At 76.3% G+C, this 12,269-nt stretch carries 15 protein-coding genes; 1 reads left to right on the top strand and 14 read right to left on the bottom strand.

Features of this window, described 5'->3' with window-relative positions; all coding sequences use genetic code 11:
• Nucleotides 1–12: 12 nt before the first annotated feature.
• The 13 genes from ruvA to D450_RS0119565 form a co-directional block, all read right to left on the bottom strand.
• Entirely contained in the window at nt 13–615 is a 603-nt protein-coding gene (gene ruvA, locus D450_RS0119625; protein ID WP_017540362.1) for a Holliday junction branch migration protein RuvA, read from the bottom strand.
• On the bottom strand, nt 612–1,154 hold the full coding sequence (ruvC, locus tag D450_RS0119620; protein WP_017540361.1) for a crossover junction endodeoxyribonuclease RuvC: 543 nt from the start codon (nt 1,152–1,154) through the stop codon (nt 612–614). The genes ruvA and ruvC overlap by 4 nt, the downstream gene beginning before the upstream one ends.
• Nucleotides 1,155–1,307: 153 nt before the next feature.
• Nucleotides 1,308–2,057 (bottom strand): YebC/PmpR family DNA-binding transcriptional regulator, encoded by a 750-nt coding sequence (locus D450_RS0119615; protein ID WP_017540360.1) that lies wholly within the window; start codon nt 2,055–2,057, stop codon nt 1,308–1,310.
• Entirely contained in the window at nt 2,054–2,668 is a 615-nt protein-coding gene (gene pdxT, locus D450_RS0119610) for a pyridoxal 5'-phosphate synthase glutaminase subunit PdxT (RefSeq protein WP_017540359.1), read from the bottom strand. The genes D450_RS0119615 and pdxT overlap by 4 nt, the downstream gene beginning before the upstream one ends.
• Nucleotides 2,669–2,723: 55 nt before the next feature.
• Entirely contained in the window at nt 2,724–3,644 is a 921-nt protein-coding gene (gene pdxS / locus D450_RS0119605) for a pyridoxal 5'-phosphate synthase lyase subunit PdxS (RefSeq protein WP_017540358.1), read from the bottom strand.
• Nucleotides 3,645–3,825: 181 nt separating this feature from the next.
• Nucleotides 3,826–4,386 (bottom strand): hypothetical protein, encoded by a 561-nt coding sequence (locus D450_RS0119600; protein ID WP_017540357.1) that lies wholly within the window; start codon nt 4,384–4,386, stop codon nt 3,826–3,828.
• 3 nt (nt 4,387–4,389) lie between these two features.
• Nucleotides 4,390–5,538 (bottom strand): glycosyltransferase family 4 protein, encoded by a 1,149-nt coding sequence (locus tag D450_RS0119595; protein WP_017540356.1) that lies wholly within the window; start codon nt 5,536–5,538, stop codon nt 4,390–4,392.
• 129 nt (nt 5,539–5,667) lie between these two features.
• On the bottom strand, nt 5,668–6,612 hold the full coding sequence (locus D450_RS0119590) for a phosphatidylinositol mannoside acyltransferase (protein ID WP_017540355.1): 945 nt from the start codon (nt 6,610–6,612) through the stop codon (nt 5,668–5,670).
• 3 nt (nt 6,613–6,615) lie between these two features.
• Nucleotides 6,616–7,275: a phosphatidylinositol phosphate synthase gene (gene pgsA, locus D450_RS0119585; protein WP_017540354.1), complete on the bottom strand. Its 660-nt coding sequence runs from the start codon at nt 7,273–7,275 to the stop codon at nt 6,616–6,618.
• Between the two features lie 68 nt (nt 7,276–7,343).
• On the bottom strand, nt 7,344–7,715 hold the full coding sequence (locus D450_RS0119580; protein WP_017540353.1) for a thiol-disulfide oxidoreductase DCC family protein: 372 nt from the start codon (nt 7,713–7,715) through the stop codon (nt 7,344–7,346).
• 14 nt (nt 7,716–7,729) lie between these two features.
• Nucleotides 7,730–8,278 (bottom strand): HIT family protein, encoded by a 549-nt coding sequence (locus D450_RS0119575; protein WP_017540352.1) that lies wholly within the window; start codon nt 8,276–8,278, stop codon nt 7,730–7,732.
• Between the two features lie 74 nt (nt 8,279–8,352).
• A complete protein-coding gene (locus D450_RS0119570) occupies nt 8,353–9,171 on the bottom strand; it encodes a TerC family protein (protein WP_017540351.1) in 819 nt (272 codons plus the stop codon).
• A gap of 131 nt (nt 9,172–9,302) precedes the next feature.
• Nucleotides 9,303–10,856, bottom strand: a complete 1,554-nt coding sequence (locus D450_RS0119565; RefSeq protein WP_017540350.1) for a DUF885 family protein — start codon at nt 10,854–10,856, stop codon at nt 9,303–9,305.
• A gap of 62 nt (nt 10,857–10,918) precedes the next feature.
• Between D450_RS0119565 and D450_RS0119560 the strand changes: the two genes are divergently transcribed.
• The gene (locus tag D450_RS0119560; RefSeq protein WP_017540349.1) at nt 10,919–11,611 is read left to right on the top strand and encodes a cyclase family protein; all 693 of its coding nucleotides are present in this window, start codon (nt 10,919–10,921) and stop codon (nt 11,609–11,611) included.
• Between the two features lie 40 nt (nt 11,612–11,651).
• Here the strand turns inward: D450_RS0119560 and D450_RS0119555 are convergent, their stop codons facing one another.
• Complete coding sequence (locus tag D450_RS0119555; RefSeq protein WP_017540348.1) at nt 11,652–12,239, bottom strand: GTP-binding protein; 588 nt, start codon at nt 12,237–12,239, stop codon at nt 11,652–11,654.
• Nucleotides 12,240–12,269 lie beyond the last annotated feature (30 nt).

Here is a 12,269-nt window from a genome sequence, read left to right as displayed (position 1 = left end):
CGGCTCCCGGTCTCAGGCGCGGCTCAGCCGGCGCAGGGCGGCGCGCAGCAGCTCGGCCACGTCGGGGGCGGCGTCTTCGGCCTCGGGGGCCACGGCGTCGGCGGCGGCCTCGGCGTCCTTGGCCGACCAGCCCAGGTTGACCAGGCCGGCCACCACCTGGGGGCGCCAGTGGGCGGTGGCCGCGGAGGCGGGCCCGGCGGGGTCGCCGGCGAAGGGCTCGCCGAGCTTGTCGCGCAGCTCCAGCACGATGCGCTGGGCGCCCTTCTTCCCGATGCCCGGGACCGCGGTCAGCGCGGCGGTGTCCTCGGTGGCCACGGCCTTGCGCAGGGTCTCGGGGGTGTGCACGGCGAGCATCGCCAGGGCCAGGCGGGGCCCCACCCCCGAGGCGGTCTGCAGCCGCTCGAAGACGTCGCGCTCGTCGGCGTCGGCGAAGCCGTAGAGGGTGAGCGAGTCCTCCCGCACCACCAGGGCGGTGGCCACGGTGGCCTCCTCCCCCACCCGCAGCCGGGACAGGGTGGCGGGGGTGCACTGCAGCTGCAGGCCGGCCCCGCCGACCTCGATGACGGCCGACCCGGCCTGGCGGGCGGCGACGCGGCCGGTCAGGAACGCGATCACGGGGCGGTCCCCTTCCTGGGAGCGGGTGCGGGAATGCGGGCCCGGGCGCGGGCCAGCCGGTCCTGGGCGCCGCCGCGCCAGATGTGGCACAGGCACAGCGCCACCGCGTCGGCGGCGTCGGCCGGGCGGGGCGGCGAGGACAGCCGCAGGATGCGGGCGACCATGGCGCCGATCTGCGCCTTGTCGGCGCGGCCGCTCCCGGTGACGGCGGCCTTGACCTCGCTGGGGGTGTGCAGGGCCACCGGGAGTCCGCGGCGGGCGGCGCAGGTCATGGCCACGGCCGAGGCCTGGGCGGTGCCCATCACGGTGCTCAGGTTGTGCTGGGCGAAGACCCGCTCGACGGCCACGGCGTCGGGGGCGTGGGCGTCCAGCCACTCCTCCACGCCGCGCTCCACGGCCAGCAGGCGGGCGGGCAGGTCGTCGGCGGCGGGGGTGCGGATCACCCCGGCCGCGGCCAGTGCGGGCGGGCGCCCGGGCGCCCCGTCCACCACGCCGACCCCGCACCTGGTCAGTCCGGGGTCGATCCCCAGTACCCGCACCCGCTCCCCCTTCTCGAACGCCCGTTCGCAGGGTACCGACCCTATACGACCACCGGGGCGCCGGCGGCGGTCCGACACCGCGCGGCGGCCCCGCCGCCTCGCGGGCGACGGGGCCGTGCCGGTCGTTCGGCGCCTCGGCGCGCCGGCGCCGCGTCAGCCGATCTTCGCCAGGACCTCGTCGGGGATGTCGGCGTTGGTGTAGACGTTCTGCACGTCGTCGGAGTCCTCGAGGGCGTCGACGACCCGCATCACCTTCCTGGCGTCGTCCTCGCCCACCGGGACCTCCATGCTGGGCAGGAAGGAGGTCTCGGCGGACTCGTAGTCCACGCCGGCCTCCTGCAGGGCGGTGCGCACGGAGACCAGGTCGGTGGGCTCGCAGACCACCTCCCAGTTCTCGCCGAGGTCGTTGACGTCCTCGGCGCCGGCCTCGACCGCGGCCAGGGTGACGTCGTCCTCGGACGCGGACTGCTTGGACACGAGCACCACGCCCTTGCGGGTGAACAGGTAGGAGACCGACCCGGCGTCGCCCATGGAGCCGCCGTTGCGGGTGACCGCCACGCGCACCTCGGAGGCGGCGCGGTTGCGGTTGTCGGTCAGGCACTCCACCAGCAGGGCGACGCCGCCTCCGGCGTAGCCCTCGTACCAGACGGTGTGCCACTCGGCGCCGCCGGCCTCCTCACCGGAGCCGCGCTTGCGGGCGCGCTCGATGTTGTCCAGCGGGACCGAGTTCTTCTTCGCCTTCTGGATGGCGTCGTAGAGCGTGGGGTTGCCGTCGGGGTCGCCCCCGCCGGTACGCGCCGCCACCTCGACGTTCTTGACCAGCTTGGCGAAGAGCTTGCCGCGCTTGGCGTCGATCGCGGCCTTCTTGTGCTTGGTGGTGGCCCACTTGGAGTGGCCGCTCATGCCGTTCCTTTCACGATGTCGACGAAGAGTCGGTGGATACGCGCGTCCCCGGTCAGCTCGGGATGGAATGAGGTGGCCAGCAGGCTCCCCTGTCGTACCGCGACGATCCTACCGGCCGCTCCGCCCTCGGCGGTCTGGCCGAGCACCTGCACTCCGGGGCCGGTCGACTCCACCCAGGGGGCGCGGATGAACACCGCGTCGACCGGCCCTCCCTCCAGCCCTTCGATCTCGACGCCGGTCTCGAACGACTCGCTCTGCCGTCCGAAGGCGTTGCGCCGCACGGTCATGTCGATGCCGCCGACGGTCCGCTGGTCCCGCGCACCGTCGACGATGCGGTCGGCCAGCAGGATCATCCCGGCGCAGGTGCCGTAGGCCGGCATGCCCGCCCGCACCCGCTTGCGCAGCGGCTCCAGGAGCTCGTAGCGCTCGGCGAGCTTGGCCATGGCGGTCGACTCGCCGCCGGGCAGGACCAGGCCCTGGACCTGGTCGAGCTCGCCGGGGCGGGTGACGGGGACGGCGGTGGCGCCGATCCCGCGGAGCACGCGCAGGTGCTCGGCGGTGTCGCCCTGCAGGGCGAGCACGCCGATGGCGGCGGACGGCGGTGCGGACACGGGGACGACCTCGCAGACGGCTGGCATTTCACGGGTGCGGCGGTGCGGGGGCGCGCTACCAGCCGCGGCCGGCGTAACGCTGGGAGTCCTCCAGATCATCCAGGTTGATGCCGACCATGGCCTCGCCCAGGCCCCGGGAGACCTTGGCGACCACGGAGGGGTCATCGTAGTGCAGGGTGGCCTGGACGATGGCGTCGGCCCGCTTGGCCGGGTCGCCGGAGGTGAAGATGCCCGAGCCGACGAAGACGCTCTCGGCGCCCAGCTGGCGCATCAGGGCGGCGTCGGCGGGGGTGGCCACGCCGCCGGCGGAGAACAGCGGCACCGGGAGCCTGCCCAGCTCGGCGACCTCCTTGACGACGTCGTAAGGGGCGCGCATCTCCTTGGCCGCGCCGAACAGCTCGGCCTCGTCCAGGGTGCCCAGGCGCTTGATCTCGCCGCGGATGGAGCGCATGTGGCGGGTGGCCTCGACGACGTTGCCGGTGCCGGCCTCGCCCTTGGAGCGGATCATGGCCGCGCCCTCGGCGATGCGGCGCAGGGCCTCGCCGATGCCGGTGGCGCCGCAGACGAAGGGCACGGTGAAGGCCCACTTGTCGATGTGGTGGGCCTCGTCGGCGGGCGTGAGCACCTCGGACTCGTCGATGAAGTCCACCCCGAGCGCCTGGAGGACCTGGGCCTCGACGAAGTGGCCGATGCGGGCCTTGGCCATGACGGGGATGGAGACGGTCTCGACGATGCCGTCGATCATGTCCGGGTCGGACATGCGGGCGACGCCGCCGTGCTTGCGGATGTCGGCCGGGACGCGCTCCAGGGCCATGACCGCGACGGCGCCGGCGTCCTCGGCGATCCTGGCCTGCTCGGGCGTGACCACGTCCATGATCACGCCGTTCTTGAGCTGCTCTGCCATGCCGCGCTTCACGCGGGTGGTACCGACCGTCTTGTCGTTCTCAGCGGTGTTGGCCACGGTGGCGGACTCCATGTTCTGCGGGCGCCCGCGTTCTGCGCGGGGGCGCGGAGGATGCGTCTGTCGGGTCTCGGGGCGCGAGGGGCGCCGCCGAGGACCCCGGGGTCCATGGTAGTTCACCCAAGACGCCCGCTTCGGGACATAACGGCACGTTCTCTCCCGCGCTTTCGACAGTCTGTCACCCTAGCGGGCCGCCTCACAGCGCTCCGAAGGAGCCCGGGATGCGCGGGGGCTCGTCGTCGATCTCGAAGAACTCCGGCAGGGGCGCCCCGCCGGCCAAGCGCAGCACCCGCACCAGCCGCCGGGAGCGGGCCTGGCGGGTGTGGGCCACCGCATCGTTGTGGAAGCGCCGCGCCAGCAGCACCCGCTTGGCGGCCGCCTCCACCTCGCGCAGCGCCGCCTGCCCGCCCGGGCAGTCGGCGGCCAGCCCGGGCTCCTCCAGCACCGCGCGCAGGGTCCGCGACAGGTCGCTCTCGGCCAGCTCGCGCTCGGCCCCCGAGGCCCCCGCGTCCCCGGCGCGGCGGGCCGCCCCGGCCGCATCGGCCAGCAGCACCGCCGAGGCCGGCTCCACCCAGGGGCCGGCGGAGAACTCCTGCACCACCGCGGCCCGCCGGCTCAGCGCCGCGTCCAGCGCCGCCCAGGCGGTCTCGAGCCGGGTGTGCAGCCGGTCCAGCCGACCGGCCCGCCAGGAGACGTAGAACGAGACCAGGACCACGGCCAGCAGGCCCAGCGCCGCCCAGGCCGCCCACACGGCCATGGCCTATCCCCCCGTCCCGCCGTCGGCGGCCACCGCGGAGGCCCCGGCCGGCTGCACCGTCTCATAGACCCGGACCACGTCCGCGGCGACCGTGCGCCAGTCGTAGGCGCGCACGGCCTCCTGCGCGGCGCGGGACAGCCCGCTCCGGCGCTCCGGCGCGTCGAGCAGCGCGGCGGCGCGCGCGGCCAGGTCGGCGGGGTCGCCGGTGCCGAACAGCTCCCCGGCCCGGCCCCCGCCCAGCACGCTGCGGAACGCCGGGATGTCGCTCGCCAGCACCGGCGCCCCGGCCGACATGGCCTCGGTGAGCACGATCCCGAAGCTCTCCCCGCCCAGGTTGGGCGCGCAGAACAGGTCGACCGAGCGGTAGGCGCGGGCCTTGTCGGCCTCGCTCACCCGGCCCAGGGCCACCAGGTTCGCGCGCAGGCCGGCCGGGAGCGCCGCGCGGGCCTGCTCGGCGTCGCCGGGCCCGGCCACCAGCAGCCGCAGCCCGGGGCGCTCGCGCCCCAGCCGGGCGAAGGCCTCCAGCAGCACCCGCAGGCCCTTGCGCGGCTCGTCCAGGCGGCCCAGGAAGCCGATCGCACCGCCCGGCCCGGGCCAGCCCGGCAGCGGCTCGGCCGCGGCGAACCGGTGCACCGCCACCCCGTTGGGGATGAGCACCGCGTCCCCGCCCAGGTGCTCGACCAGGGTGCGGCGGGCGGCCTCGGACACGGCGATGCGCCCGCTGATCTTCTCCAGGGCGGTGCGCAGCGCCGGAGCCGAGGCGGCCATGGCGCGCGAGCGCGGGTTGGAGGTGTGGAAGGTGGCCACGATCGGGCCCTCGGCGGCCCAGCAGGCCAGCAGGGACAGGCTGGGCGCGGCCGGCTCGTGCACGTGCAGCACGTCGAAGGCGCCCTCGCGCAGCCAGCGGCGCACCCGGGCGGCGGCGCGCACGCCGAACGCCAGCCGCGCCACCGAGCCGTTGTAGGGCACCGGCACGGCGCGTCCGGCGGAGACCACGTGCGGGGGCAGCGCCTCCCCGGCGCCCTCGTCGCACGGCGCCAGCACCGAGACCCGGTGGCCCAGGCCGATGAGCGCCTCGGCCAGGTCGCCCACGTGCTGCTGGACGCCTCCGGGCACCTCCCAGGTGTAGGGGCAGACCAGGCCCACCCTCATCGCCGATCACCGCCTCCGGCCGTCTCCGCCGACCACGGGGGTTCCACCTTGGCGCGCTCCCCCGGCCGCGACCAGGGGACTTCGTCCCGTTCCGGCGCCGCGGACCCTCGGGCGCCGGTCACGCGCACCTTACCGGACCGCCCGGCCCGCGTCCGGGAGGACGGCCGCGCCGGGCGGCGGGCCGTGCAGGTCGGCGGTGAACACCCGCTGCAGCATGTGCCAGTCCTCGGGGTGGGCGGCGATGGCCTCCTCGAAGACCCGCGCCGTGCACCGGGTCATGGCCGCCACCCGGGCGCGCCGGTCGGCCAGGTCGGGCACGGGGACCTCCCCGTGCACCCGGATGCGCCACTCGGCGCCCTCGTACCACAGCGAGACCGGCATGAGGGCGGCGCCGGTGCGCTCGGCCAGGGCGGCGGGGCCGGCCGGCATGCGGGCGGCCTCGCCGAAGAACTCCACGCCGATGCCGCCCTCGGTCAGGTCGCGGTCGGCCAGCAGGCACACCAGGCGCCCTTCGCGCAGCCGCCGCGCCAGGGTCCCGGTCACCGCGCCGTTGCCGCGGCCCGGCTCCAGCGGCAGCACCTCCATGCCCAGGCCGGTGCGCACGGCGGTGAACCGGTCGAAGACGCTCTGCGGGCGCAGCCGCTCGGCGACGGTGGTCAGCGGGGTGCCGCGGAGCGCCATCCAGGCCCCGGCGTGGTCCCAGTTGCCCATGTGCGGCAGCGCGGCGACCACGCCCCGCCCCTGGGCCAGCCGCGCCTCCAGCGCCTCGATGCCCTCGGCGCGGGTGCGGCCCAGCACCGTGCCGGCGTCCATGGCCGGCAGCCGGAACATCTCGTAGTAGTAGCGCATGTAGGAGCGCATCCCGGCGCGGGACAGGGCGCGCAGCTGGGGCGCGGTGGCCGCGGGGCCGGCCACCCGGCGCAGGTTGGCCTCCAGGCGCGCCACCCCGGGGCCGCGGGCCCGCCAGGCGCGGTCGGCCATCGCCCGGAAGGCGGCCCGCCCCGGCCGCTCGGGCAGCTCGCGGACCAGCCGCCACCCCGCGGCGTAGGCCGCCGCCGACACGCGCTCGTCCACCGCTCAGCCCTGCCCGCCGGCGCCGCCCGCGGGCTGCCGGTCGCCGGCCCCGGCGCCGCCGCCCGGCTCGGTGAGCCGGGCCCGGGTCTCGATCAGGCGCTGGGCCACGGTGACGGTGTTGAGCAGCGCCAGCAGCCACAGGCCCGCGTCCAGGGCGTGCGGCACGCCCAGCCCGGCCAGGCCGGTGGCGGTGAGCGCGATGACCAGCCGCTCGCTGCGCTCGGCCACCCCCACGTCGCAGTTGACGCCCAGCCCCTCGGCGCGGGCCTTGATGTAGGAGACGGCGAATCCGGTGGCCATGCCGTACATGGCCAGGCCGCCGAGCAGGGGGTCGGCGCCGCCGGTGTAGAACCACACGGCCAGGCCGCACAGGACGGCGGCGTCGGTGAGGCGGTCCAGGGTGGAGTCCAGGAAGGCGCCCCAGCGGCTCTCCCGGCCCGAGGCGCGCGCGACGGCGCCGTCGAGCATGTCGAAGAGCACGAAGACGGTGACCACGACCGCGCCGATGTACAGCTCTCCCAGCGGCAGCAGGCCCAGGGCGGCGGCGACCGCCCCGAAGGTGCCGGTCAGGGTGACCATGTTCGCGGTGACGCCGAGGCGGGCCAGGGCGCGCCCGATGGGCAGCGTGACCCGGCCGACCGCGGGACGCAGGAATCTCAGCATGACTTCTCACGATCGTAGGGGCTGCGGGGCGGGGCGGCGAGCCGCCCCGCCCGGGGACGGCGGGCCCGTCAGCCGCCCCGCGGCACCGCGCAGGCGGCCGTCCCCGCGGGCATCCGGTGGCGGTTGGCGGCCACCCACCGGTAGGCGGCCGAGCTCAGGGCACGCAGGACGGGCAGGCGCATCAGGGCGCCGACCGGGCGCAGCGGGGCGCGGGGGCCGTCCACCAGCAGCGCGGCCACCGCGTCGGCGCCGCCCCAGACCCGGCGCCCGTCCGGGTGGGCCAGCAGCACCTCCCGGCCGGCGCGCTCGCGGAGCCCGGGGGCCAGGCCGGCCCGGTGCGCCGGGACGGTGCGCAGCCCGGGGGCCACGCGTTCGGCGGCCAGGCGGGCGCTGGCCGTGCAGAACCCGCAGTCGCCGTCGTAGATGAGCACGGGTGCCATCGGACCACCGCCCGTCAGCGCGCCGGCCAGTGCCCGGCGATGCGCGCCCGGCTCTGCTCCAGCATCTCGGGCAGCACCTTGGTCTGGCCGACCACCGGCATGTAGTTGGTGTCGCCTCCCCAGCGGGGGACGATGTGCTGGTGCAGGTGGGCGGCGATGCCCGCGCCCGCCGCGGTGCCCAGGTTCATGCCCACGTTGAAGCCCTGGGGGCCGTAGGCGGCGGTAAGCGCCGTGATGCCCTCCTGGGTGAGGCGGGCGACCTCGGCGGTCTCGGCCGCGTCCAGGCCGGTGTAGCCGGACACGTGGCGGTAGGGGCACACCAGCAGGTGGCCGCTGTTGTAGGGGTAGCGGTTCATCACCGTGTAGGCGTGCTCGCCGCGGTGCACGACCAGGCCGTCGGCGTCGGGCAGGCCGGGGGCCCGGCAGAACGGGCAGCCGTCGTCGGCGGCCGGTCCGGCGGGCCGGTCCTCCCCCTGGATGTAGGCCATCCGGTGCGGGGTCCACAGCCGCTGGAAGCCGTCGGGGTCCGCCCCGTCCTGGACGTCCTGGTCAGCACCGCTCATCGCACGCTCGTCCGTCTCCGTCCGCCTGCCGTCGGCCCCAGCATAGGCGACGGCGCCCGGCACCGGCGCCCGGGTCAGCCCTGTCCGGAGGCCTCGGCGGAGCCGTCGGAGCCCTCGGGGCCGGCCGGGCCGGTGCTCCCGCCGTGCTCCTCGGAGTAGCGGCTGGCCAGCTTGACCGGCCGGGCGGCCGCGCGCCGCTTGCGGGCGAAGATGTTGAGGACCTCGACGAACAGGGAGAAGCCCATGGCGGTGTAGATGTAGCCCTTGGGGACGTGGAAGCCCAGCCCGTCGGCGACCAGGGTGGTGCCGATGAGCAGCAGGAACGCCAGGGCGAGCATCTTGACGGTGGGGTGGGACTGCACGAAGCGGGCCAGCGGCCCCGAGGCGATGAGCATGACGACGACCGCGATGACCACGGCGGCGACCATGACCCAGATGCCGCCGGGCTGGTCGCCGATCATGCCCACGGCGGTGATCACCGAGTCCAGCGAGAAGACCATGTCCAGGGCGACGATCTGCAGCAGTACCGCGCCGAAGGCGGCGCGCACCTTGGAGCCGGCGTGGTCCTCCTCGCCCTCCAGGCTCTCGTGGATCTCGTAGGTCGCCTTGCCGATCAGGAAGAACCCGCCGACCAGCAGGATCAGCGACTGGCCGCTGAAGCCGTGCCCGAAGAGGGTGAACAGCGGCTCGGTGAGCGCCATGATCCAGGTGATGCAGCCCAGCAGCGCCAACCGCGAGATCAGGGCCAGGCCGATGCCGAGCTTGCGGGCCCGGTCGCGCTGGTGCGCTGGGAGCTTGTCGGACAGGATCGAGATGAAGACGAGGTTGTCGATCCCGAGGACGATCTCCAGCGCGGTGAGCGTGAAGAAGCCGATGACCAGATCGGTCGCCATGGGCGCTGCTCCGGGGAGTGAGGGGTCGGTTCCGGTCGGGGCCGGGACCGGGCGGGCAAGCGGATGCTAGCGGGATGCGCCCGCGGACGCGAACGCGAGTCCGGCGCCCCGTCCCCTCGTGCCCGGCGGCGTCACCGCGGCGGGGCCAGGCCCAGCGGCTCGCGCAGCAGCCGGGGCGGGGGCGCGCCGTGGGCGGACAGCACCGCCGCGCGCTCGGCGGGGGCGGCCTGGGGGTCCTCCACGGCCAGGTCGCGGTCCAGGTCGGCCACCTCGCGGCGGCCCACGTAGTCGGCGGCCGCACGGGTCGGCTCGGCCAGGGCGGCCCTCCAGGAGCGGGCCGCCTCGGCCTCGGTGAGCCGGGCCCGGTCGACCAGCAGGCCCCGCGCCTCGCCCTCGGTCATGCCGCGGGCGTGCGCCCGCACGTCCACCACGGCGCGGGCGGCGGTGCGCAGGCGGTCCCTGCGGTGCACCAGCCGCACGGCGGCCTCGGCGCGGCCGTCGTCCAGCCCCCAGCCGGCCCCGTCCAGCAGGCCCTGGGCCAGGGCGGCCCAGCCGGCGTCGAAAACGGCGCTGCGCAGGGCGCGGCGGACCGGGGCGTGGGCGGCGCACTCGGCCTCCCGGGCGCGCAGGTAGGCGCGGCCGGGCGCGTCGTCGCGGGCGGCGGCCAGGTACAGCTCGGGGGCGCGCAGGGCCGACCCGTCGCGGGCGCGGGTCGCCAGGGGCGCGAAGGGCACCCCGTCGGCGCCGGGCAGCCCCAGGTCCCGGGTGCGGGCGCGGGCGCAGGCCCGCCCGTGCTCGGCGGCCCGCCGCGCGGCCTCCCCCTCCAGCGGGGCGAACTCGCGCTCCAGGCGGCCCAGCCCGTCCAGGATCCGGTCGGCGCCGGCTCCCCCGCCGCCGAAGGCGTCCGCGGCCTCGGCGAGCTCCTCCTCGGCGGCGAGCAGGTCGCTCTCGGCCCGGGTGAGCAGGGTGTCGGGGTCGATCTGGGCGTCCAGGCCGTACCAGAGCAGGGCGGCGTAGGACCGCTCCCCCAGCCGGGCGTCGGCGCCGGGGTCGGCGGCGGCCGGCAGCCAGGCGGCGTGCTCGCGCAGCGCCCGGACGGCGTCCGCGCGCTCCTGCGCGGCCCCGGGCTCGGCCTCCGCGTCCAGGGGCGCCGCCTCCAGCACCGCCGCGGTGCGCAGGGCGCGGCCGGCGGCCTCCTCGGCGTTGGGGCGGGGCATCCCGGGCCCGGCGGTCAGCCGCTCGCGGGCGGCCTCCAGGAAGTCGGGCAGGGCCCGGCAGCGCTCGGCCAGGGCCGCGGCCAGGTCGGGGCCGGTGGCCGCGGCGAGCGCGGCGATCCCCTCGGCGGGCAGCAGCGCCAGCGGGTCGTAGCCGCTGGGCCGCAGCTCGGCAGCGCGCCACAGCTGGGAGCCGGCGTGCGAGCGCAGCATCTCCAGGTCGACCCGGTCGCCGGGGGGCAGCAGGGTGTCGTCGATCTCGTCGAGGGCGCCCAGGGCGTCGGAGAACAGGCCGACGCGCTCGGCCTCGGCGGCCTCGGAGGGGTCGAGCAGGCGCCCGGCGAAGCGCGGGTCGCCCAGGACGGCGGCCAGGTCCGGGGCGTCCTCCAGCAGGGCGTCCAGGACGCGTGCGGCGACCTGGCGGAACCGGTCGGTCATCGCGTTGGCGCCGGGGTCGGGTTCGGAAGTCATCCCCTCCATGGTGCCCTGTTGAATGGGCGGACGACACCCGCCGAGCACAGAAGGGAGCCCCCATGGCCACCGATCCCGCGGCCGCAGGCGGCGCGCGCGTCATCGACCTGAGCCACCCGGTGGGACCAGGCACACAGGTCTTCCCGGGCGACACCCCGCCGGTGGTCTCGCCGGCCTGCACGCTGGCCGCCGACGGCTACAACTCGGTCCGCCTGGACCTGGGCTCGCACACCGGCACGCACGCCGACGCGCCCTACCACTTCCTCTCCGACGGGCCCCGGCTGGGCGACCTGCCGCTGGAGCTGTTCACCGGGCCCGCCGTGGTGGTCGACGCCACCGGCCTGGCGCCGCGCACCCCGATCGGCCCGGAGGCGTTCGGGCCGTGGGAGGACCGCCTGGAGCCGGGGGCGGTCGTGCTGGTGCGCACCGGGTGGGACCGGCACTACGGCACCGAGGCCTACTACGACCACCCCTACCTGTCCGGCGCCGCCGCCCGCCTCCTGGTGGCGCGGGGCGTGCGCACGGTGGGGCTGGACACGCTGAGCCCGGACGAGACGCCCTACGCCGGGCGGGGCGGCGAGGACTGGTCCGCCCACCTGGCGGTGCTGGGCGCGGGCGGGACCGTGGTCGAGAACCTGCGCGGCCTGGCGGCCGCGGACGCGCCGGGGGCGCGCTTCTGCGCCTTCCCGCTGCGCCTGGAGTCCGGGGACGGGGCGCCGGTGCGGGCCGTCGCCCTGCTCGGGGACGCGTCCTAGCCGGGTCCGTCGAACGCGCCCCGGCCGCCGCCTCGGACGGTCAGCGCCAGGAGCCCTGGCCACCGGTCGAGGCGGCCTGGCCGGCGCCGTGGTCGCCCACCGAGATCGCGTGCTCCACCAGGGTGATCAGCGTCGCCTTGGTCGAGCCGCGGTCCCGGGCGTCCACCTGCACGATCGGGATCTGCGGGCTGAGCGTGAGGGCGTCGCGGACCTCCTCGGCGCCGTGCGGGTAGTACCCGTCGAAGCCGTTGATGGCCACCACGAAGGGCAGCCGCGCCTCCTCGAAGTAGTCGATGGCGGGGAAGCAGTCGGCCAGACGCCGGGTGTCGACCAGCACCACCGCGCCGATCGCGCCCTTGACCAGGTCGTCCCACATGAACCAGAAGCGGTGCTGGCCGGGCGTGCCGAACAGGTAGAGGATCAGGTCCGAGTCGAGCGAGACCCGGCCGAAGTCCATGGCGACCGTGGTGGTCTGCTTGTCCGGCGTCTTGGCCAGGTCGTCCACGCCCACGCTGGCGCTGGTCATGACCGCTTCGGTGGTCAGCGGCACGATCTCGGAGACCGAGCCGACGAACGTGGTCTTGCCGACGCCGAAGCCTCCGGCGACGACGATCTTGACCGACGTCATCGCGCTCGCAGCAGCACCGCCCTCCTCGGC

This window comes from Nocardiopsis halophila DSM 44494 (assembly GCF_000341245.1).
In the GTDB taxonomy this organism is placed as follows: Bacteria; Actinomycetota; Actinomycetes; order Streptosporangiales; family Streptosporangiaceae; genus Nocardiopsis_A; species Nocardiopsis_A halophila.
This window is presented reverse-complemented; position numbering and strand designations above follow the sequence as displayed.

What these genes read in the sequence shown, in the direction of transcription:
- D450_RS0119615 (WP_017540360.1), bottom strand. Translation starts at nt 2,057, where the DNA reads ATGAGCGGCCACTCCAAGTGGGCCACCACCAAGCACAAGAAGGCCGCG.
- pdxS (WP_017540358.1), bottom strand. Translation starts at nt 3,644, where the DNA reads ATGGAGTCCGCCACCGTGGCCAACACCGCTGAGAACGACAAGACGGTC.
- D450_RS0119600 (WP_017540357.1), bottom strand. Translation starts at nt 4,386, where the DNA reads ATGGCCGTGTGGGCGGCCTGGGCGGCGCTGGGCCTGCTGGCCGTGGTC.
- D450_RS0119595 (WP_017540356.1), bottom strand. Translation starts at nt 5,538, where the DNA reads ATGAGGGTGGGCCTGGTCTGCCCCTACACCTGGGAGGTGCCCGGAGGC.
- pgsA (WP_017540354.1), bottom strand. Translation starts at nt 7,275, where the DNA reads ATGCTGAGATTCCTGCGTCCCGCGGTCGGCCGGGTCACGCTGCCCATC.
- D450_RS0119580 (WP_017540353.1), bottom strand. Translation starts at nt 7,715, where the DNA reads ATGGCACCCGTGCTCATCTACGACGGCGACTGCGGGTTCTGCACGGCC.
- D450_RS0119575 (WP_017540352.1), bottom strand. Translation starts at nt 8,278, where the DNA reads ATGAGCGGTGCTGACCAGGACGTCCAGGACGGGGCGGACCCCGACGGC.
- D450_RS0119570 (WP_017540351.1), bottom strand. Translation starts at nt 9,171, where the DNA reads ATGGCGACCGATCTGGTCATCGGCTTCTTCACGCTCACCGCGCTGGAG.
- D450_RS0119565 (WP_017540350.1), bottom strand. Translation starts at nt 10,856, where the DNA reads ATGACTTCCGAACCCGACCCCGGCGCCAACGCGATGACCGACCGGTTC.
- D450_RS0119560 (WP_017540349.1), top strand. Translation starts at nt 10,919, where the DNA reads ATGGCCACCGATCCCGCGGCCGCAGGCGGCGCGCGCGTCATCGACCTG.
- D450_RS0119555 (WP_017540348.1), bottom strand. Translation starts at nt 12,239, where the DNA reads ATGACGTCGGTCAAGATCGTCGTCGCCGGAGGCTTCGGCGTCGGCAAG.